The sequence below is a fragment of the Streptomyces sp. Y2F8-2 genome (genome assembly GCF_014905555.1).
Lineage (GTDB): Bacteria > Actinomycetota > Actinomycetes > Streptomycetales > Streptomycetaceae > Streptomyces > Streptomyces cynarae.
This window is the reverse complement of sequence record NZ_BNGS01000007.1, coordinates 214,026-230,485: the sequence shown is the minus strand read 5'-3', so window position 1 is coordinate 230,485 and position 16,460 is coordinate 214,026. Positions and strand designations below refer to the sequence as shown.

Annotated in this window: 20 protein-coding genes; 12 read left to right on the top strand and 8 right to left on the bottom strand. The window is 71.8% G+C overall.

Features of this window, described 5'->3' with window-relative positions; translation table 11 throughout:
- Positions 1–222: 222 nt before the first annotated feature.
- Complete coding sequence (locus SY2F82_RS24295; RefSeq protein ID WP_200421294.1) at positions 223–1,563, top strand: transcriptional regulator; 1,341 nt, start codon at positions 223–225, stop codon at positions 1,561–1,563.
- A gap of 152 nt (positions 1,564–1,715) precedes the next feature.
- Positions 1,716–2,261 carry an NUDIX hydrolase gene (locus SY2F82_RS24290; protein ID WP_200421293.1) on the top strand — a complete coding sequence of 182 codons (546 nt, stop codon included), beginning with the start codon at positions 1,716–1,718 and terminating at the stop codon, positions 2,259–2,261.
- A gap of 16 nt (positions 2,262–2,277) precedes the next feature.
- Here SY2F82_RS24290 and SY2F82_RS24285 read toward each other — a convergent pair whose 3' ends face one another.
- Together SY2F82_RS24285 and SY2F82_RS24280 are read right to left on the bottom strand one after the other, a co-directional pair.
- Entirely contained in the window at positions 2,278–2,535 is a 258-nt protein-coding gene (locus SY2F82_RS24285; RefSeq protein WP_200421292.1) for a hypothetical protein, read from the bottom strand.
- 192 nt (positions 2,536–2,727) lie between these two features.
- Positions 2,728–3,588, bottom strand: a complete 861-nt coding sequence (locus SY2F82_RS24280; RefSeq protein ID WP_200421291.1) for a 3-hydroxybutyryl-CoA dehydrogenase — start codon at positions 3,586–3,588, stop codon at positions 2,728–2,730.
- Between the two features lie 172 nt (positions 3,589–3,760).
- Here SY2F82_RS24280 and SY2F82_RS24275 point away from each other — a divergent pair, with 172 nt between their 5' ends.
- Entirely contained in the window at positions 3,761–4,981 is a 1,221-nt protein-coding gene (locus SY2F82_RS24275) for a glycoside hydrolase family 10 protein (RefSeq protein WP_200421290.1), read from the top strand.
- 9 nt (positions 4,982–4,990) lie between these two features.
- On the opposite strand, the gene SY2F82_RS24270 is transcribed toward SY2F82_RS24275, so the two are convergent.
- Positions 4,991–5,200 (bottom strand): DUF1918 domain-containing protein, encoded by a 210-nt coding sequence (locus tag SY2F82_RS24270; protein ID WP_200421289.1) that lies wholly within the window; start codon positions 5,198–5,200, stop codon positions 4,991–4,993.
- Positions 5,201–5,349: 149 nt separating this feature from the next.
- Complete coding sequence (locus tag SY2F82_RS24265) at positions 5,350–6,282, bottom strand: DMT family transporter (protein WP_200421288.1); 933 nt, start codon at positions 6,280–6,282, stop codon at positions 5,350–5,352.
- On the opposite strand from SY2F82_RS24265, the gene SY2F82_RS24260 reads away from it, so the two are divergent.
- From SY2F82_RS24260 to SY2F82_RS24250, 3 genes are all read left to right on the top strand, one after another.
- A complete protein-coding gene (locus SY2F82_RS24260; RefSeq protein ID WP_200421287.1) occupies positions 6,281–7,723 on the top strand; it encodes a PLP-dependent aminotransferase family protein in 1,443 nt (480 codons plus the stop codon). The two genes, SY2F82_RS24265 and SY2F82_RS24260, sit on opposite strands and share 2 nt — an antisense overlap.
- 59 nt (positions 7,724–7,782) lie before the next feature.
- Positions 7,783–8,250: a GNAT family N-acetyltransferase gene (locus tag SY2F82_RS24255; protein ID WP_200421286.1), complete on the top strand. Its 468-nt coding sequence runs from the start codon at positions 7,783–7,785 to the stop codon at positions 8,248–8,250.
- A gap of 73 nt (positions 8,251–8,323) precedes the next feature.
- On the top strand, positions 8,324–8,911 hold the full coding sequence (locus SY2F82_RS24250; RefSeq protein ID WP_200421285.1) for a histidine phosphatase family protein: 588 nt from the start codon (positions 8,324–8,326) through the stop codon (positions 8,909–8,911).
- On the opposite strand, the gene SY2F82_RS24245 is transcribed toward SY2F82_RS24250, so the two are convergent.
- On the bottom strand, positions 8,899–9,372 hold the full coding sequence (locus SY2F82_RS24245; RefSeq protein ID WP_374707201.1) for a DUF6314 family protein: 474 nt from the start codon (positions 9,370–9,372) through the stop codon (positions 8,899–8,901). The two genes, SY2F82_RS24250 and SY2F82_RS24245, sit on opposite strands and share 13 nt — an antisense overlap.
- A gap of 58 nt (positions 9,373–9,430) precedes the next feature.
- Here SY2F82_RS24245 and SY2F82_RS24240 point away from each other — a divergent pair, with 58 nt between their 5' ends.
- Positions 9,431–9,607 (top strand): hypothetical protein, encoded by a 177-nt coding sequence (locus SY2F82_RS24240; RefSeq protein WP_200421518.1) that lies wholly within the window; start codon positions 9,431–9,433, stop codon positions 9,605–9,607.
- On the opposite strand, the gene SY2F82_RS24235 is transcribed toward SY2F82_RS24240, so the two are convergent.
- Both SY2F82_RS24235 and SY2F82_RS24230 read right to left on the bottom strand, forming a co-directional pair.
- Entirely contained in the window at positions 9,594–10,031 is a 438-nt protein-coding gene (locus SY2F82_RS24235; protein ID WP_200421284.1) for a carboxymuconolactone decarboxylase family protein, read from the bottom strand. The genes SY2F82_RS24240 and SY2F82_RS24235 overlap by 14 nt on opposite strands.
- Positions 10,028–10,459, bottom strand: coding sequence for a MerR family transcriptional regulator (locus tag SY2F82_RS24230; protein WP_200421283.1), 432 nt, complete (start codon positions 10,457–10,459; stop codon positions 10,028–10,030). The genes SY2F82_RS24235 and SY2F82_RS24230 overlap by 4 nt, the downstream gene beginning before the upstream one ends.
- A gap of 171 nt (positions 10,460–10,630) precedes the next feature.
- Here SY2F82_RS24230 and argC point away from each other — a divergent pair, with 171 nt between their 5' ends.
- The 5 genes from argC to SY2F82_RS24205 are packed head-to-tail and all read left to right on the top strand — an operon-like array spanning position 10,631 to position 15,485.
- Positions 10,631–11,659 carry an N-acetyl-gamma-glutamyl-phosphate reductase gene (gene argC, locus SY2F82_RS24225; RefSeq protein ID WP_200421282.1) on the top strand — a complete coding sequence of 343 codons (1,029 nt, stop codon included), beginning with the start codon at positions 10,631–10,633 and terminating at the stop codon, positions 11,657–11,659.
- Entirely contained in the window at positions 11,656–12,807 is a 1,152-nt protein-coding gene (argJ, locus tag SY2F82_RS24220) for a bifunctional glutamate N-acetyltransferase/amino-acid acetyltransferase ArgJ (protein WP_200421281.1), read from the top strand. The genes argC and argJ overlap by 4 nt, the downstream gene beginning before the upstream one ends.
- Positions 12,804–13,739: an acetylglutamate kinase gene (argB, locus tag SY2F82_RS24215; protein ID WP_200421280.1), complete on the top strand. Its 936-nt coding sequence runs from the start codon at positions 12,804–12,806 to the stop codon at positions 13,737–13,739. The genes argJ and argB overlap by 4 nt, the downstream gene beginning before the upstream one ends.
- A complete protein-coding gene (locus SY2F82_RS24210) occupies positions 13,736–14,941 on the top strand; it encodes an acetylornithine transaminase (RefSeq protein ID WP_200421279.1) in 1,206 nt (401 codons plus the stop codon). Before argB ends, SY2F82_RS24210 begins: the two co-directional genes overlap by 4 nt.
- 7 nt (positions 14,942–14,948) lie before the next feature.
- Complete coding sequence (locus SY2F82_RS24205; RefSeq protein ID WP_200421278.1) at positions 14,949–15,485, top strand: arginine repressor; 537 nt, start codon at positions 14,949–14,951, stop codon at positions 15,483–15,485.
- A 208-nt stretch (positions 15,486–15,693) separates the two neighbouring features.
- On the opposite strand, the gene SY2F82_RS24200 is transcribed toward SY2F82_RS24205, so the two are convergent.
- On the bottom strand, positions 15,694–16,431 hold the full coding sequence (locus tag SY2F82_RS24200) for an FAD:protein FMN transferase (protein WP_200421493.1): 738 nt from the start codon (positions 16,429–16,431) through the stop codon (positions 15,694–15,696).
- Positions 16,432–16,460: the final 29 nt, after the last annotated feature.

The following is a 16,460-nucleotide window of genomic DNA, read 5'->3' as shown; positions in this document are numbered from 1 at the left end:
CGGAGTGTCGGGCAGGCGGCTGGGCGGACGGCGCCGAGCGGGCCGCCGCACTGTACGAGGGGGAGCCGGCGGCCCGGCCGGCCTCTTGCGAGGGGTTTCAAGTCAAGCGCCCGGAAACTCTCCGCGACAGCGCACGCACAGCCCGGATTCGCGCACTCCGTTCACACCCCGTGTGAAGCGCTTCGCACTACCCTGGCGAAACCGAGCCACCGGAGTGCACCCATGCAGCCCAACACTCTGCTCGACGCGATCCTCGACGAGGCCGGAATCTCCCACGCGGGACTGGCCGCGCACGTCAACCAGGCGGGGCGGGCACGCGGCCTCGCTCTCAGATACGAACACACGGCCGTGGCACGCTGGTTGAAGGGCCAGCGCCCACGCGGCCAGGTGCCCGACCTGATCTGCGAGGTGCTCGCGGCCCGGCTGCACCGCCCGGTGACCCTCGACGACATCGGCCTCGGCGTGCCGGGCGAACCGGCCGCTCCCCACGGCTCCAGCCTCTCCGGGTTCGTGGAGCGCGCCACCGCCCTGTGGCGCTCCGACGAACAGCAGCGCCCCCACATCCTGGGCGCCCCGGCCGTGACCGGAACACCCGCCGTGATGCCCGTGTGGGAGTGGGAGAACCCGCCGGAGGACGTGGACGTCTCCCGCGGCGGACGCCACCGGGTCACCCCGGCCGACATCGACATGCTGCGCGCGGCCCGCGCCCACTACGAGCAGATGTACCGCAAGGCCGGCGGCATAGCCACCCGTGCCCGTATCGTCGGCTTCCTCAACGCCGAGACGGCACCGCTGCTGCGCGGTGGCTACACCGACGCGACGGGCCGCCAACTGCACCGTGCCACCGGGGGACTTGTGGCGATCGCCGGTATCTGCGCGTACGACTCCGACGCCCACGGTCTGGCCCAGCGGTACTTCCACCAGGCCCTGCGCCTGGCCAAGGCCAGCGGGGACCGGGGGCTCGGCGCGTACGTCATAGCCCTGCTGGTCAACCAGTCGCTGTTCATGAGGGAGTACCGGCAGGCCGTGGCCTTCGCCGAGGCCGCGCTGCGCGCCGCGGGCAAGCAGATCACCCCGGCGCTCGCCTCGGACCTGTACGCGATGCAGGCGAAGGCGTACGCGCACCTCGGGGACGCGTCGGGCGCGCTGTCCTGCATACGGCGGGCCGAGTCGGCCGCCGAGCGCATTCGGCGCGGCCACGAACCGGACGAGACCGGCTACGTCCAGCCCGGCCTCGTCAACGTCCAGGTCGCCGAGGCGCTGCTCAGCCTCGGCGACCTGACGGCGGCCGGGGAGCACGCCGCGGCCGCGGTGGGCACGCCCGCGCACGACCGGGGCCGGGTCCACCGGCTCGCCATGCTCAGCCAGATCGAACTGCGCCAGGGCAACGCCGACAAGGCGGTGGCCACCGCGGTGGAGATGGCGGAGCGGGCGCGTGGAATGGAGTCCATGCGCCTGCGCGACAGACTCCGGGCGGTGCGCGAACACCTCGTCCGCAGCGGCTGCGCCGGAACGGCCGAGGCGGCCGAACTCATCGACGGGGCCCTGCGCGTACCGCTGTAGTCACCGCCCCACCCACTGCATGAGAGCCGCGCGATGTCCGTCGGCGCGGGCGACTGCGCCCGCCGCTGCGCCGGGCGTGCGCCGCTGTGAGCCTGCTGAGTCGCCGCTCCTGCTGCGATATTGCCCCTTACTCGGCGGAAGGTGGCAGAACCATGCAGTGGACGAAACAGAACGAACAAACTGTGTATGAAAACCGCTGGTTCAGCGTCAACCTGGCGGATGTCGAGCTGCCGGACGGCCGGCACCTCGACCACTTCCTGATACGGCTGCGGCCCGTCGCCGTGGCCACCGTCGTCAACGAGGCCAACGAGGTGCTGCTGCTGTGGCGGCACCGCTTCATCACCGACAGCTGGGGGTGGGAACTCGCGGCGGGCGTCGTCGAGGACGGCGAGGACATCGCCGACGCGGCGGCCCGTGAACTGGAGGAGGAGACCGGTTGGCGGCCGGGACCCCTGCGCCATCTCATGAGCGTGGAGCCCTCCAACGGACTCACCGACGCCCGGCACCATGTCTACTGGGCGGACGAGGGCGAGTACGTCGGGCACCCCGTGGACGACTTCGAGTCGGACCGCCGGGAATGGGTTCCCCTCAAACTCGTGCCCGACATGGTCGCCCGTGGGGAGGTCCCGGCCGCCAACATGGCGGCCGCGTTACTGCTTCTGCATCACCTGAGGCTGGGGCAGGACGCGATGCCCTGAGCCGGTGCGCCCGGTCCTAGTGGCCCAGCGCCTGCCAGACCGCCACGACGAGCGCGCCCACCGCCGTGAGGGCGGCGACGGCGGGCAGCGGCCAGCGTGCGTGTTCCAACGTGATGAGGCGGGTGTGCAGTTCGTCCAGCTCCTTCGCCGTCTCCTCGGTGCGATGGCTGAGCAGCGCCAGCCCACCCTCGACGCGTGCGTAGGCCACGTCGAGTCGGCGGCGTAACTCTGCGAGTTCTCCATGGACGACGGGATGCTCGGGATCGGCGGTCACAAGTCCGCTCCTTTCCGTAGTCGTCTCACATCCCTTGCATGCGCATGCTGAGTCAACCCCCCTGGTGGGCACGTGAGGAGAGTGTGCGAGCGGCATATGCGGGTCCGGCGCGCACACGCCGTGTGAATGGCGTGGGCCCGGCACCGTCCGACGGTGCCGGGCCCACGCGAGCCGGGTCTTGACGTTGTGTAATCAGGAGTAGGTGTAGAAGCCCGAGCCGGTCTTGCGCCCCAGCCGGCCCGCCTCCACCATCCGCTGCAGCAGCGGGGGAGCGGCGTACAGGGGCTCCTTGTACTCGTGGTACATCGAGTTGGCGATCGAGACGACGGTGTCCAGCCCGATCAGGTCGGCGAGCTTCAGCGGTCCCATCGGGTGGGCGCAGCCCATCTCCATGCCGTTGTCGATGTCCTCGCGCCCGGCGATGCCCGACTCGAACATCCGGATCGCGGACAGCAGATACGGCACCAGCAGCGCGTTGACGACGAAGCCCGAGCGGTCCTGGGCGCGGATGGCGTGCTTGCCGAGGAGCTTCTCCGCGAACAGCTGGGCCCGGCTCAGGGTGCCCTCGGAGGTGGTGAGCGCCGGGATCAGCTCGACGAGCTTCTGGACCGGGGCCGGGTTGAAGAAGTGGATGCCGATCACCTGGTCCGGCCGCGAGGTCGCCACGGCCAGCTTCACCAGCGGGATCGAGGAGGTGTTGGAGGCGAGGATGGCGTCCGGGCGGGTCACCACCTGGTCGAGCACCTGGAAGATCTCGGTCTTCACCTGCTCGTTCTCGACGACGGCCTCGATCACCAGATCGCGGTCCGCGAACTCGCCGAGGTCGGTGGTGAAGGTCAGGCGCGCCTGCGTCGCCTCCCGCTCCTCCTCGGAGATCTTGCCGCGTTCGGCCGCCTTGGACAGGGAGTTGAACAGGCGGGTGCGCCCGATCTCCAGGGCCTCGCCGGTGGTCTCGGCGACCTTCACGTCCAGTCCGGCGCGGGCGCACACCTCGGCGATGCCCGCGCCCATCTGGCCGCAGCCCACCACTCCGACGCGTTCGATGTCGGTCACATCGTCCCTTTCGCTGATCTACGGCTGTGGCAGGTCCGATCGGGTCCCGGTCGCCTGCTCCGATCGTGCACGTTACTCCCAAGTATCGATGATCGATCGTCCGGGTGGGAGCATGCTGGGCCACCGGAACGATCCGTGACGAGGCGGGTCCGCAGAGTACGGGGGTATGCCGATGGGCCGGTTGTCACGCCGGGCGTTCACGGTGGCCGCGCTGGCCGGCCTGGTCACGGCGGGCGACGCCGCGGCCGCACCGCGGGGTGCGGCGGCCGGGGAGATGCGGGGGATGTGGCTGGCCTGCGTGGCCAACCGCGACTGGCCCTCGCGTCCCGGTCTGACGGCGTCCGCGCAGCGCGCCGAGCTGTGCGCCCTGCTGGACGTGGCCGTGCGGCGCCGGCTGAACACGGTGTTCTTCCAGGTGCGCCCCACGGCCGACGCCCTGTGGCCCTCCCCGTACGAGCCCTGGTCCCAGTACCTGACCGGCGTCCAGGGGCAGGACCCCGGCTGGGACCCGCTCGGCACGGCCGTCACCGAGGCGCACGCGCGGGGCCTGCAACTGCACGCCTGGTTCAACCCGTACCGGATCGCCCTGCACGCCGACCCGTCCCGGCTCGCCGCCCGGCACCCCGCCCGCGAGCACCCCGACTGGGTCGTGGCCTACGGCGGCAAGCTCTACTACAACCCCGGCCTGCCGGAGGTCCGCGCCTTCGTCGAGGACGCGATCCTGGACGCCGTACGCCGCTACCCGGTCGACGGCGTCCACTTCGACGACTACTTCTACCCGTACCCGGTCGCCGGGGAGGACTTCGACGACGACGACGCGTACGAGGAGTACGGCGACGACTTCCCGAGCCGGGCCGACTGGCGCCGGGACAACGTCGACCAACTGGTGCGCGAGACTGCGAGCCGTGTGCGGCAGACCAGACCGGCAGCGCGCTTCGGGATCAGCCCCTTCGGGGTGTGGCGCAACGCCGGCACCGACCCCCGCGGCTCGGACACCCGGGCCGGGGTGCAGACGTACGACGACCTGTACGCGGACACCAGGACCTGGGTGAGGTCGGGGTGGCTGGACTACGTCTGCCCGCAGATCTACTGGAACATCGGCTACGCCGTGGCCGACTACGCGCGACTCGTGCCCTGGTGGGCAGGTGTCGTCCAGGGCACGGACGTACAGCTGTACGCGGGTGAGGGGCTGTACAAGGCCAGTGCCGCGGCCGAGCCCGCCGCCTGGCAGGACCCGGCCGAACTCTCCCTGCACCTCACTCTGGCCAGGCGCTACCCGCAGGTCCGCGGGCATGTCTTCTTCGCCGCTCAGGACGTGGCCCGGGACCCGATCGGCGCGATGACGCGAGTGGTCGCCGATCACTACCGACAGCCGGCGACGCCGCCGCGCTGAACCCGGTCCCTAGTGTCCGATCGGCCGCCCGGCGTCCTCCTTGTGGCGGATCTCGGTGTCCGGGCCGGGTGAGCACACCCCTTCGTGCCCGTCCTGGAAGCGGACCCGGTACGGCGGGTTGCCGTCCGCGCCCATCACTTCGACGATCTCGCCGACCTTGTCGTGCTGCCCGACGATCCTGCCGTGCTGCACCAGCTTGTCGCCCACAGTTGCGCGCATCTGTTGGGCCCTCCTCGTCGCGTTGCGGGAGTGTCGGTCCCGTTTTCAGGCGGCTCGCCTCCGGAACGCTACAGCCCCTTCGGCTCACTCGCTGCGGCCGCGAGCCGCGGCCGGTGGCGCCGGACGTCCCGGTCCCACCCCTGCCCCGGTCAGCCCCGCGCCCGCTGGGTGACCGCGATGCACACGAGGACCGCGGCGGCCGTGAGCGGTGCGGCCGGGGTGAGGTGCTCACCGAGGAGCAGTACCGACCACACCAGTGTGAGCAGGGGCTGGGCCAACTGCAACTGACTGGCCTTGGGGATGCCGATGGCGGCCATGCCCCGGTACCAGACGACCAGCCCGAGGAACTGCGATCCGGCCGCCACCCACAGCAGCCCGGCCACGCCGTGCGCAGTGAGGTGGACCGGCTCGTACGACAGCGCCACGGCCGCGGCGGGCACGGTGAGCGGCAGGCACAGCACCAGGGCCCAGCCGATGACCTGCCAGCCGGGCATGACCCGGGCCAGCCGGCCGCCCTCGGTGTAGCCGGCGGCGCAGATCAGCAGGGCGCCGAAGAGGTAGGCGTCCGCGCCGGTCAACGCGCCGCCGCTCTGCTGCACGGTGAAAGCGATGACGGCGGCGGCGCCGGCGAGGGCGGCGAGCCAGAAGGTGCGGGAGGGCCGGGTGCGGACGCGCAGTGCGGAGAGGAGGGCGGTGGTCAGGGGGAGCAGCCCGACGACCACGGCGGCGTGCGCGGTGGTCGAGGTCTTCAGGGCGAGGGTGGTCAGCAGCGGGAAGCCGAGCACCACGCCGGCCGCGACCACGGCGAGCCCCGCCCAGTGGGCCCGCGCGGGCACCGGAACACGGAGTGCGAGCAGGCACCCGCCGGCGATGAGGGCGGCGAGCACACTGCGCGCGGCGACGAGCGACCAGGCGCCGAATCCCTCGAGCCCCCAGGCGGTGGCGGGGAAGGTGAGCGAGAAGGCGACCACGCCGAGGGCGGCCTGGAGGGTTCCGGTGCGGCGGCGGGCCGTGTCGGCCCCTGTGACGGCCGCGGTCACCGCTATCGATGTAGGAGCAGTAGCGCTATCCTGTGTCCTCATGCAAGAGAGTAGCAGCGTCTCCGACCTGGCGAAACGTCTCCGGTACGAGCTGAAGCGCTACTCGCCCGGAGAGAAGCTGCCGTCCAGCCGTGCGCTCGTCGAGCGGTTCCGGGTGAGTCCGGTGACCGTGTCGCGCGCGCTCGCCCAGCTGGCCGCCGAGGGGCTGGTGGTCACGCGCCCGGGAGCCGGGGCCTTCCGGGCGGAACCGCGGGCCGCGGCCCCGGCCGTGGGAGACACCGCCTGGCAGGAGGTCGCGCTCAGTGCCGATGCCGCCGCCGAGCTCGTGCCGCGCAGCGTCGACGCGTCAGGAGTGGTCGTCTCGCTGGCCGCCCCGCCCGCCGGTGTCATCGAGTTCACCGGCGGCTATCTGCACCCCTCACTGCAGCCCGAGCGGGCCATGGCCGCGGCCCTCTCGCGCGCCGGCCGCCGCCCCGGCGTCTGGGCCCGGCCGCCCGTCGAAGGCGTCGCCGAACTGCGCGAGTGGTTCGCGCGGGGCATCGGCGGCGCGACCACCGCCGCCGACGTGCTGATCACCGCGGGCGGCCAGTCCGCGCTGACCACCGCACTACGTGCCCTCGCACCGCCCGGCGCCCCCGTCCTCGTCGAGTCGCCCACCTATCCCGGCATGCTCGCCATCGCCCGCGCGGCCGGCCTGAGGCCCGTACCCGTGCCGGTGGACGCGGACGGGGTCAAACCCGTCCTGCTCGCCGACGCGTTCCGCGCGACCGGAGCCCGTGTCGTCGTCTGCCAGCCGCTGTTCCAGAACCCGACCGGTGCCGTCCTCGCCCCTGAGCGCCGACGCGAGGTGCTGCGCATCGCGCGCGACGCCGGAGCGTTCGTCATCGAGGACGACTTCGTCCGCCGACTGGTGCACGAGGACGCCGGCCCCCTGCCGCCCCCGCTGGCCGCCGAGGACCTCGACGGCGTCGTCGTGCACGTCAACTCCCTCACCAAGGCGACCTCGCCCAGCTTCCGGGTCGGCGCCCTGGCCGCCCGCGGCCCTGTCCTGGAACGGCTGCGCGCCATCCAGATCGTCGACACCTTCTTCGTGCCGCGCCCCCTCCAGGAGGCCGCGCTGGAACTCGTCGGCTCGCCCGCATGGCCCCGGCATCTGCGCGCCGTCGCCGCCGAGTTGAGGCACCGCCGCGACACGATGACCGCCGCCCTGCGCCTGCACCTGCCCGAACTCGCCCTGCCGTACATCCCGTCCGGCGGCTACCACCTCTGGGCACGCCTGCCCGAGGGCACCGACGAGTCCGCCCTCACCGCGGGCGCCCTGCGCGCCGGCGTCGCGGTCACCCCCGGCCGCCCCTACTTCAGCGCCGAACCCCCGGCCCCGCACCTGCGGTTGAGCTTCGCGGCCGCCGCGGGGGAGGGGGAGATCACCGAGGGTGTACGCCGCCTTCGCGCGGCCTGCCACGAGGTGTTCCGGACCCGGTAGCGAGAGCCGTCCGCCCGAATTGGTTCGACAGCACCGCCCCGACCTGCGAGTCTCCCGTCATGACAGCCACCACCGACGCGCCCCGCCTCCCGGACGGCTACGAATTCTCCGCCGACTCCGCCCGGATCGACATCGACCGCACCCACCGCTGGCTCGCCACCGACGCGTACTGGGCGATCGACCGGCCCCGGGACAAACACGAGCGCGCCGTCGCGAACTCCCTCAACTTCGGGGTCTACGACACCGCTTCGGGCGAGCAGGTGGCGTACGCGCGCGTGGTGACCGACGAGGCGTCCTTCGCCTGGCTCTGCGATGTCTACGTCGACCGTTCGGTACGCGGCAAGGGCATCGGCACCGCCATGGTCGGTGCCGTCCGCGACCACCTCGCTCCGCTCGGGCTGCGCCGCTTCCTGCTGGCGACGAGCGACGCGCACGGGGTCTACGCCAGGCTCGGGTTCGAACCGCTCGACCGGCCGGACCAGTGGATGGTGCATCGGTTCGACACGTCGAACAAGGTCCGTGTGTGACGTCGGCGATACCGTTGGTAACTCCTGAGTAATCCCTCTTGACCTGCGCACTTGCGCGCTCGACGATCGCCGCATGCATCTTCGGGTCACGTTCGTCGCCGCCGCGCGCAGTTCCTCGCTGCTCGCGGAGCGCTTCGAGGACGACCGGCCGCTGGACCAGGCCGGCTGGGACGAGGTGCAACGTGTCGCCCCCGACCTGGTGCCGCTGGCGGCGGCCGAGCTGCGCTACTGCTCGCCCACGCCACGCAGCCGGGCGACCGGGGACGCGCTCGGGTACGCGCCGCTGGTGCAGCCGGCGCTGCGGGACTGCGACATGGGCCGCTGGCGTGGGTTCACGCTGGGCGAGGCGATGGCCCGGGAGCCCTCGGCGGTGGACGCCTGGCTCGCGGACCCGCGCTCCGCGCCGCACGGCGGTGAGTCGCTGCTGGCGTTCATCTCCCGCGTGGGCGGCTGGCTGGACACGCGCCCCGTGGAGGACGGCAGCCGTATCGTCGCCGTGGCCGAGCCCTCGGTGGTGCGGGCGGCCCTGGTGTACGCGCTGAGGGCGCAGCCGTCGTCGTACTGGAACATCGACGTCCGCCCCCTGTCGACGGTGACGCTGGCCGGGCACGGAGGCCGCTGGAACCTGCGCCTCGAGGCCCTGTCACATCAGCGCGCCTGACGTTCCGGCGGCCGGCGCTCGCGTGTGTAGTCGGTGGTCAGGAGCAGGTCCTTCGCGGGCCCGCCGACCCGCCACACCGTGCGCCAGTGATCCTCGTCGTACACGGTGAACTCGCCTCGGTAGCGGTCCGCCGCGCACGGATGCTCGGCGACGTGGTGGCCGGTCGTGAGGTCGAGGTGGTGGAACGGGCGGCCGTCCGCGAACGCGACGTCCGAGGTGCCCGGCGAGGCCCCGGGCAGGAACAGCAGCGTCCGCTCGGCGGGCCGGGACGCACCCTGCCAGAGGAACGTGCCGGACTCGTGGTGCAGCAGCCCGCCGCCCTCCCTCGGTGAGAACACCGTCGTCCCGCTGAACCGGCCTTCCTCGCCGCTCGCGAGATCCCGCACGGCGCGCTCCACGTGCCATCGCCCGGCCAGGTGGGCCAGTACGTCCTCGACCGGCCAGAAGGTGTCCACCGCCATGACTCTCCGCCCTCCTGTCCTCGCACGCCCATTGACGCGATCATGCCGCCTCTCCATCTTGCCGTTCGAAGTGCACTACGACCTGCAGGTGAAGGCCACCAAGAAGTCCGGCAAGGAGGGCTTCCTCGTCGCCTTCGGCGTCAAGGACACCGGGAACTACTACTGGGTCGCCGACAGGTTCACGTACGCCTTCCCGGCCGACTCGATCACCTTCCTCAGGATCAAGCAGACGTAGCCGCTGCCGGCGCGGGCTGCTGCCCCAGCGGCAGCAGCCCGCGCTCGGCGAAGACCTTCTTCGCGGCGAAGGTCGCGTTCAGCGCCTTCGGTATGCCGCAGTACACCGCCGAGTGCAACAGGGCCTCGACGATCTGCTCGGGTGTGAGGCCCACGTTCAGTGCCGCGTTCACGTGCACATCGAGCTGGGCCTCGCAGCCGCCGAGCGCGGTGAGCATGCCCAGCGTCACCAGCTGGCGGTCGCGTGGGGCGAGCCCGGGCCGGTCGTAGATCTCGCCGAAGGCCCAGGAGACGATCTGGTGGCCGAGCTCGGGACTGATGTCGGCGAGCGAGTCGACGACCCGCTGCCCGGCCTCGCCGTCGACCTTCCTCAGGACCTCGAGGCCGTGGGCGAAACGCTCGTCACGGGTGGTGCTCTCGCTCATGTCCGCTCATCCGTTCCCGGCTGCGGGGGCATGTCGCCCAGCAGCCGTTCGTAGTGGTCGATCTTGTCGTCCAGCGCGGCCGCGTTGCGGCGCAGTGCGCGAATCCGTTCCGCCAGCTCCGCGCGGTGCTTCCGCAGCATCGCGAGCCGGTCCGCGACCGTGTCGTCCCCCTGCGTCCGCAGCTGCGCGAAGCGCTGCATGTCGGCGATCGACATGCCCGTCTCGCGCAGTCGCAGCAGGAACTCCAGCCAGGCCAGGTCGGCCGCGTCGTAGCGCCGCTGGTTGCCTGTGGTCCGGCCGACCCGCTCGATCAGGCCCGCCCTCTCGTAGTAGCGCAGGGTGTCGTGCGAGAGGCCGGTGCGCTCGGCGACCTGGGCGATGGTCAGGGTCGGTTGCCGATCCGGCGGCAGGGGTTGTCCGCTGGTCATGACAAGACCGTAGAACCTGGAGCACGCTCCAGGTCAAGCGATGCCCGCAAGCGGTGGGTGGCCGTGTGATCGTCGACGCAACCGGTCACACGGCTCGTCATGGAACCTGATCTCCGGGATTGCATAAACCTGCGGCGATACGTATAGTCATGCCATCCAGGAGGAGGTTCCATGACGGTACGTGCCGCAGTCGCCGGAGCGAGCGGATACGCGGGTGGAGAGGCTCTGCGTCTGCTCCTCGCGCACCCCGAGGTGGAGATCGGCGCCCTCACCGGCAACTCCAACGCCGGCCAGCGGCTCGGTGCGCTGCAGCCGCATCTGCTGCCCCTGGCCGACCGGGTGCTCGCCGAGACCACCCCCGAGGCCCTCGCCGGGCACGATGTCGTCTTCCTCGCCCTGCCCCACGGACAGTCCGCCGCCGTCGCCGAGAGGCTCGGGCCCGACGTCCTCGTCATCGACATGGGTGCCGACTTCCGGCTGAAGGACCCGGCCGACTGGGAGAGCTTCTACGGCTCCCCGCACGCCGGTACCTGGCCCTACGGCCTCCCCGAACTGCCGGGTGGCCGCGCTGCGCTGGAGGGGTCCAAGCGCATCGCGGTACCCGGTTGCTACCCGACGGCCGCCTCCCTGGCGCTCTTCCCCGCGTACGCCGCCGGGCTGGCCGAGAACGAGGCTGTGATCGTCGCCGCCTCCGGCACCTCCGGCGCGGGCAAGGCGCCCAAGCCGCACCTGCTGGGCAGCGAGGTCATGGGGTCCATGTCCCCGTACGGCGTCGGCGGCGTCCACCGGCACACCCCCGAGATGATCCAGAACCTCAGCGCGGCCGCCGGGGAGCCGGTCACCGTCTCCTTCACGCCCACCCTCGCGCCGATGCCCCGAGGCATCCTCGCCACCTGCAGCGCCAAGGCCCGGCCCGGCGTCACCGGCGAGTCGGTGCGCGCCGCCTATGAGAAGGCCTTCGCCGACGAGCCCTTCGTGCACCTGCTCCCCGAGGGGCGGTGGCCGGCCACCGCGTCCGTCTACGGTTCCAACGCCGTTCAGGTGCAGGTCGCGTACGACGCCGCCGCGCACCGCATCATCGCGATCAGCGCCATCGACAATCTGACCAAGGGCACCGCGGGCGGTGCCGTGCAGAGCATGAACATCGCGCTCGGCCTCGACGAGACCACCGGGCTTTCGACGATCGGAGTCGCACCGTGAGCGTCACGGCAGCCAAGGGATTCCAGGCTGCGGGCATCGCCGCCGGAATCAAGGAGAACGGCAACCCGGACCTGGCCCTCGTGGTCAACACCGGGCCGCGCCGCGCCGCCGCGGGCGTCTTCACCTCCAACCGTGTGAAGGCCGCGCCCGTGCTGTGGTCCGAGCAGGTCCTCAAGAGCGGCCAGGTCTCGGCGGTCGTCCTCAACTCCGGCGGCGCCAACGCCTGCACCGGCCCCAAGGGCTTCCAGGACACCCACGCCACCGCCGAGAAGGTGGCCGAGGTGCTCGGCCGCGGCGCCATCGAGGTCGCCGTCTGCTCCACCGGCCTCATCGGTGTGCTGCTGCCCATGGACAAGCTGCTCCCGGGCGTGGAGACCGCCGCCGCTCAGCTCTCCGAGCACGGCGGCGAGAAGGCCGCCATCGCCATCAAGACCACCGACACCGTCCACAAGACGTCCGTCGTGACGAAGGACGGCTGGACCGTCGGCGGCATGGCCAAGGGCGCCGGCATGCTCGCCCCGGGCCTCGCCACCATGCTGGTCGTCCTCACCACCGACGCCGACCTCGACAGCGAGACCCTGGACAAGGCCCTGCGCGCCGCCACCAAGGTCACCTTCGACCGCGTCGACTCCGACGGCTGCATGTCCACCAACGACACCGTGCTGCTGCTCGCCTCGGGAGCGTCCGGGACCGCCCCCGGGTACGACGAGTTCGCCGAGGCCGTGCGCGAGGTGTGCGCCGACCTCGGCCGGCAGCTCATCGGCGACGCCGAGGGGGCCAGCAAGGACATCAAGGTCGAGGTGATCAACGCCGCGACCGAGGAGGACGCCGTCGAGGTCGGGCGCTCCATCGCCCGCAACAACCTCCTCAAGTGCGCCATCCACGGCGAGGACCCCAACTGGGGCCGCGTCCTGTCCGCCATCGGCACCACCAGGGCCGCGTTCGAGCCCGACCAGCTCAACGTCGCCATCAACGGCGTGTGGGTGTGCAAGAACGGCTCGGTCGGCGAGGACCGCGAACTGGTCGACATGCGCTACCGCGAGGTCCACATCGTGGCGGACCTCGCCGCCGGCGCCGAGACCGCCACCATCTGGACCAACGACCTCACCGCCGACTACGTCCACGAGAACAGCGCGTACTCCTCATGAGCGACACTTCTCCCAAGTCCGGCACGACGCGCAGACACACCGCGCTGCCCAAGGCCGAGATCCTCATCGAGGCGCTGCCCTGGCTGGTCCGGCACAACGGCAAGACCGTCGTCATCAAGTTCGGCGGCAACGCCATGATCGACGACGAGCTGAAGGCCGCGTTCGCGCAGGACGTGGTGTTCCTGCACCACGCCGGACTCAAGCCGGTCGTCGTGCACGGCGGCGGCCCCCAGATCAGCGCCGCCCTCGACCGGCACGGCATCGTCAGCGAGTTCAAGGCGGGCCTCAGGGTCACCACCGAGGACGCCATGGACGTCGTACGGATGGTGCTCGCCGGTCAGGTGCAGCGCGAACTGGTCGGGCTGCTCAACCAGCACGGCCCGCTCGCCGTCGGCCTCACCGGCGAGGACGCGCACACCATCACCGCCACCAAGCACCAGCCCGAGATCGACGGCGAGCTGGTCGACATCGGGCGGGTGGGCGAGATCACCGCGATCGACACGGGCGCGATCGAGGCCCTGCTCGCCGACGGCCGCATCCCGGTCGTCTCCTCCATCGCCCGCAGTCAGGACGACGGACATGTCTACAACGTCAATGCTGATACGGCGGCTGCGGCACTCGCTGCGGCACTGGGCGCCGAAACCCTCATGGTCCTCACCGACGTCGAGGGCCTCTACGAGGACTGGCCGAACTCCGACGAGGTGATCAGCCGCCTGACCGCCTCCCAACTGGAGAAGCTGCTGCCGGAGTTGTCCTCCGGCATGGTGCCGAAGATGGAGGGCTGTCTGCACGCCGTGCGGGGCGGCGTCCGCACCGCGCGCGTCATCGACGGCCGGGTCCAGCACTCGATCCTGCTGGAGATCTTCACCGACGAAGGCATCGGCACGATGGTCGTGCCCGACAAGAAGCCGGACGAACAGGGGGAGTCGTGAGCAACGAGGAACTGACCGCGCGGTGGCAGGGCGCGCTCATGAACAACTACGGCACCCCGCGGCTGCCCCTCGTCCGCGGTGAGGGCACCGAGCTGTGGGACGCCGACGGCAAGCGGTACCTCGACTTCGTCGGCGGTATCGCGGTCAACGCCCTCGGTCACGCCCACCCCGCGGTCGTCGAGGCCGTGAGCAAGCAGATCGCCTCCCTCGGCCACGTCTCCAACCTGTTCATCGCCGAGCCGCCCGTCGCCCTCGCCGAACGGCTCCTGCAGCTCTTCGGCCGCGACGGCAAGGTCTTCTTCTGCAACTCGGGTGCCGAGGCCAACGAGGGCGCCTTCAAGATCGGCCGGCTGACGGGCCGCCGGCACATGGTCGCCACCCAGGGCGGCTTCCACGGCCGCACCATGGGCTCCCTCGCGCTGACCGGCCAGCCCGGCAAGCAGGAGCCGTTCCTGCCGCTGCCCGGCGACGTCACCCACGTCCCCTACGGCGACGCGCAGGCCCTGGCCGCCGCGGTCACCGAGGAGACGGCACTCGTCATCATCGAGCCCATCCAGGGCGAGAACGGGGTCGTGGTCCCGCCCGCCGGATACCTGAAGGCGGCCCGCGCGATCACCGCCGCCACCGGGGCGCTGCTCGTGCTCGACGAGGTGCAGACCGGCGTCGGCCGTACCGGGCACTGGTTCGAGTACCAGGCCCACGAGGGCGTCCTGCCGGACGTCGTCACCCTCGCCAAGGGACTCGGCGGCGGGCTGCCGCTCGGCGCCACCGTCGCCTTCGGCCGCGCCGCCGAGCTGCTCCAGCCGGGCCAGCACGGCACGACCTTCGGCGGCAACCCCGTCGCGTGCGCCGCCGGCCTCGCCGTGCTCGACACCATCGCGGCCGAGGGCCTGCTGGAGAACGTCAAGCGGCAGAGCGAGAAGCTGCGGGACGGAATCGAGTCGCTGGGCCACCCGTTGATCGAACATGTCCGGGGCGCGGGCCTTCTGCTGGGTATCGTGCTCACCGAGCCGCTCGCGCCGCAGGTGCAGCAGGCGGCTCAGGACGCCGGCCTCCTGGTGAACGCGCCCGCCCCGAACGTCGTACGGCTGATGCCGCCGCTGAACCTCGGCGACGACGAGGTGCAGGCGTTGCTCCAGGCGCTTCCCGGTGTCCTCGAGGCAGTGCACCCAGCGAATGGGGACGGACGATCCGGAGAATGAGACGACGATGAGTCAGGCGCAGGACCACGAGCACACGGGGCCCGCCGTGCCGCAGACCCGCACCGCACGCCACCGCCGGATCGTGGACATCCTCAACCGGCAACCGGTGCGCTCCCAGAGCCAGTTGGCGAAACTCCTCGCCGACGACGGGCTGAGCGTCACGCAGGCGACGCTCTCCCGGGACCTGGACGAGCTGAACGCGGTGAAGATCCGCAACACCGACGGCGACCTGATCTACGCGGTGCCGAGCGAGGGCGGTTTCCGCACGCCTCGTGCGCCGCTGGGGGGGTCGGCCAAGGAGGAGCGGATGCGGCGGCTGTCGCAGGAGCTGCTGATCTCGGCGGAGGCCTCCGCGAACCTGGTGGTCCTGCGCACCCCTCCGGGGGCCGCGCAGTTCCTGGCATCGGCGATCGACCAGGCGGAACTGCACGACATCCTGGGGACGATCGCGGGGGACGACACGGTGCTGCTGATCAGCCGGGAGCCGACGGGAGGGCAGGCGCTGGCGGACCACTTGCTGCGGCTGGCGCAGAACGGGCACTGAACCCGACGCAACTGCGGGCAGTCGTGCCTCCCCCGGTGCCCCAACGGCCTGGGGGCCCCAGGCGCGGCAGGGATGGGCGCTGGGGGTCCTCCCTGCTCGAAGAGCTTGGCTGGGGGCCCCTGCTCGAAGAGCTTGGGGAGGCCCCGCAAGCGCGGGCAAGCGCAACCCCCCCACGGCCGGCCCCGGCGCCGGGCGCCCAGCCCGACGCTCACCCCAGGCGCGCGGCGAGACCCCCCGTGCACCGCACCTCGTCACCGGCGGTGATCAGCAGCGCCTCAACGTCCGGCAGTGACTCCAGCCACGCCAGCCCCGCCCGTGACCCCATCGCGAACGCCGCCGTGGCCCAGGCGTCCACCCAGGTCAGGCTGGGGCCCACCACCGTCACCGCCACCAGGTCGGTCACCGCTGAGCGCCCCGTGCGCGGGTCCACGATGTGCGCGCCGCGCTCCGCGGTCCCCGAGGTGGCCACGGCAAGCTCCTCCGCGCCGGCCGCGGACACCACCGCCGCCAGCCCGCCGGGCCGCAGCGGGTCCGACACACCGACCCGCCAGGGCCGGTGCGGTTCCGGCATGCCGTACATCTGCACGTCCCCGCCGCCGTTGACGCTCACCCCGCTCGCCCCGGCCGCCGCCAGACGCCGGGCCGCGCGTTCCACCGCCCAGCCCTTCACGATCCCGGTCGGATCGATCCGGCCACCGAACCGGGTGCTGAACCAGCCCTCGCTGATCTGTTCCGCCTCCGCCCCCAGGGCCAGCACCTCGGCGACCTCCGGGTCACAGTCCTCCGAACTCACCTCACCGCGGGCGAGCCGCGATATCTGGCTGTCCTCGCGGTAGGGGCTGAACACCTCGTCCACCCGGTGGAGATGGGCGATCGCCTCCTCCAGCGCTGTCTGTACGGCCTCGGGTTCGCCGCCGCGTACGTCGAAGGAGAAGACGGTGCCCATCACCTCCTCCGCGTGGCGCAGCACGGGCG

What these genes read in the sequence shown, in the direction of transcription:
- SY2F82_RS24265 (WP_200421288.1), bottom strand. Translation starts at nt 6,282, where the DNA reads ATGAGGACACAGGATAGCGCTACTGCTCCTACATCGATAGCGGTGACC.
- argC (WP_200421282.1), top strand. Translation starts at nt 10,631, where the DNA reads ATGACGGTACGTGCCGCAGTCGCCGGAGCGAGCGGATACGCGGGTGGA.
- SY2F82_RS24245 (WP_374707201.1), bottom strand. Translation starts at nt 9,372, where the DNA reads ATGGCGGTGGACACCTTCTGGCCGGTCGAGGACGTACTGGCCCACCTG.
- SY2F82_RS24235 (WP_200421284.1), bottom strand. Translation starts at nt 10,031, where the DNA reads ATGAGCGAGAGCACCACCCGTGACGAGCGTTTCGCCCACGGCCTCGAG.
- SY2F82_RS24250 (WP_200421285.1), top strand. Translation starts at nt 8,324, where the DNA reads ATGCATCTTCGGGTCACGTTCGTCGCCGCCGCGCGCAGTTCCTCGCTG.
- SY2F82_RS24200 (WP_200421493.1), bottom strand. Translation starts at nt 16,431, where the DNA reads ATGGGCACCGTCTTCTCCTTCGACGTACGCGGCGGCGAACCCGAGGCC.
- SY2F82_RS24275 (WP_200421290.1), top strand. Translation starts at nt 3,761, where the DNA reads ATGGGCCGGTTGTCACGCCGGGCGTTCACGGTGGCCGCGCTGGCCGGC.
- SY2F82_RS24295 (WP_200421294.1), top strand. Translation starts at nt 223, where the DNA reads ATGCAGCCCAACACTCTGCTCGACGCGATCCTCGACGAGGCCGGAATC.
- SY2F82_RS24205 (WP_200421278.1), top strand. Translation starts at nt 14,949, where the DNA reads ATGAGTCAGGCGCAGGACCACGAGCACACGGGGCCCGCCGTGCCGCAG.
- SY2F82_RS24260 (WP_200421287.1), top strand. Translation starts at nt 6,281, where the DNA reads ATGCAAGAGAGTAGCAGCGTCTCCGACCTGGCGAAACGTCTCCGGTAC.
- SY2F82_RS24290 (WP_200421293.1), top strand. Translation starts at nt 1,716, where the DNA reads ATGCAGTGGACGAAACAGAACGAACAAACTGTGTATGAAAACCGCTGG.
- SY2F82_RS24255 (WP_200421286.1), top strand. Translation starts at nt 7,783, where the DNA reads ATGACAGCCACCACCGACGCGCCCCGCCTCCCGGACGGCTACGAATTC.
- SY2F82_RS24270 (WP_200421289.1), bottom strand. Translation starts at nt 5,200, where the DNA reads ATGCGCGCAACTGTGGGCGACAAGCTGGTGCAGCACGGCAGGATCGTC.
- SY2F82_RS24230 (WP_200421283.1), bottom strand. Translation starts at nt 10,459, where the DNA reads ATGACCAGCGGACAACCCCTGCCGCCGGATCGGCAACCGACCCTGACC.
- argB (WP_200421280.1), top strand. Translation starts at nt 12,804, where the DNA reads ATGAGCGACACTTCTCCCAAGTCCGGCACGACGCGCAGACACACCGCG.